Origin of the sequence: Pseudokineococcus sp. 1T1Z-3 (genome assembly GCF_037482365.1) — a bacterium.
Taxonomy (GTDB): Bacteria; Actinomycetota; Actinomycetes; order Actinomycetales; family Quadrisphaeraceae; genus Pseudokineococcus.
Genome location: NZ_JBBHZF010000039.1, coordinates 1 through 1,523, shown reverse-complemented (window position 1 = coordinate 1,523; position 1,523 = coordinate 1). Strand labels below are relative to the sequence as shown.

General features: G+C 72.1%; 2 protein-coding genes. Both read right to left on the bottom strand.

Annotated elements, in window-relative coordinates; translation table 11 throughout:
- On the bottom strand, nt 1-770 hold a 770-nt coding region (locus WDV86_RS15995), incomplete at its 3' end, for an aspartate-semialdehyde dehydrogenase (RefSeq protein ID WP_339568649.1).
- Nucleotides 767-1,523, bottom strand: a 757-nt coding sequence (locus WDV86_RS15990) for an aspartate kinase (protein ID WP_339568648.1), incomplete at its 5' end; no start/stop codon positions are given. The genes WDV86_RS15990 and WDV86_RS15995, both read right to left, overlap by 4 nt.

The following is a 1,523-nucleotide window of genomic DNA, read 5'->3' as shown; positions in this document are numbered from 1 at the left end:
TTGAGGTCGGGGATGCCGAGGATCTTGCGCGACTCGTCGCGGACCTTGAGCTCCTCGCTGGACCACCCGCCGTCCTTCAGCGAGCCCGCCCACGGCACGACGTTGAGGGCCAGCGGCGCCGGGAACGGCGAGGGCGCCGAGCCCAGCTTGTCCTCCAGCGCGCTGCGCACGTCGCCCGAGCGCTGGCCGAGGGTGCGGTCCCCGCCGACGACCGACAGCTCGTCGTAGAGCCGGTCGACGCCGGGCTGCCCCGCCCCGGAGGCCGCCTGGTAGGAGGCGACGACGAGCGCCGTCAGCCCCCAGCCGTGGTGCAGCGCCCCGAGCGCGTCCATCATCGTCAGCGTCGTGCAGTTGGGGTTGCTGATGATCCCGCGCGGGCGGTTGCGCACCTGCGCCGGGTTGACCTCGGGCACGACGAGCGGCACGTCCGGGTCCATCCGGAAGGCCCCGGAGTTGTCGACGACCACGGCGCCGCGCTGCGCCGCGACCGGCGCCCACTGCGCCGAGACCTCGTCGGGGACGTCGAACATCGCCACGTCGACGCCGTCGAAGACCTCCGGCGCCAGCTCCTGGACGACGACCTCCTCGCCGCGCACCCGCAGCCGGGTGCCGGCCGAGCGGGCCGACGCCACGAGGCGGATCTCGCCCCAGACGTCCTCGCGCTGGGAGAGAATCCCGAGCATCACGGTGCCGACGGCGCCGGTGGCGCCGACGACGGCGAGGGTGGGGCGGCCGACCCGGGTCGGGTCCACGCTCTGCTGCTCGCTCATCGTCCGGTCCCTCCGTACACGACGGCCTCGCCGTCGACGCTGTCCAGGTCGAAGGCCGTGTGCAGGGTGCGCACGGCCAGGTCGAGGTCGTCGGCGCGCGTGACGACCGAGATGCGGATCTCCGACGTCGAGATCATCTCCATGTTGACCCCGGCGCTGCTCATCGCGCGGAAGAACTTCGCCGAGACGCCCGGGTGGCTGCGCATGCCGGCGCCGACGAGGGAGAGCTTGCCGATCTGGTCGTCGTACTGCAGCTGCTCGAAGCCGACCTCGGCCTGGATCGCGGTGAGGCGGGCGATGGCGCTCGGCCCGTCGCTCTTCGGCAGCGTGAAGGAGACGTCGGTGCGGCCCGTCGTCGCGGCGACGTTCTGGACGATCATGTCGATGTTGACGCCCTCGGCCGCGACCGCCTCGAAGATCTCCGCGGCCTTGCCGGGGCTGTCGGGCACGCCGACGACCGTGATCTTGGCCTCGGAGCGGTCGTGCGCGACGCCCGAGATGATCGCCTGCTCCACGGGAAGGTCCTCCATCGATCCGGTGACGGTGGTGCCGGGCTTGGTCGAGAAGCTCGAGCGCACGTGGATGGGCACGCCCGAGCGGCGGCCGTACTCCACGCAGCGGAGCATGAGCACCTTGGCGCCGCACGCCGCGAGCTCGAGCATCTCCTCGTAGGTGACGGTGTCGAGCTTGCGCGCGGTGGGCACGATGCGCGGGTCGGCGGTGAAGACGCCGTCGACATCGGTGTAGATCTCG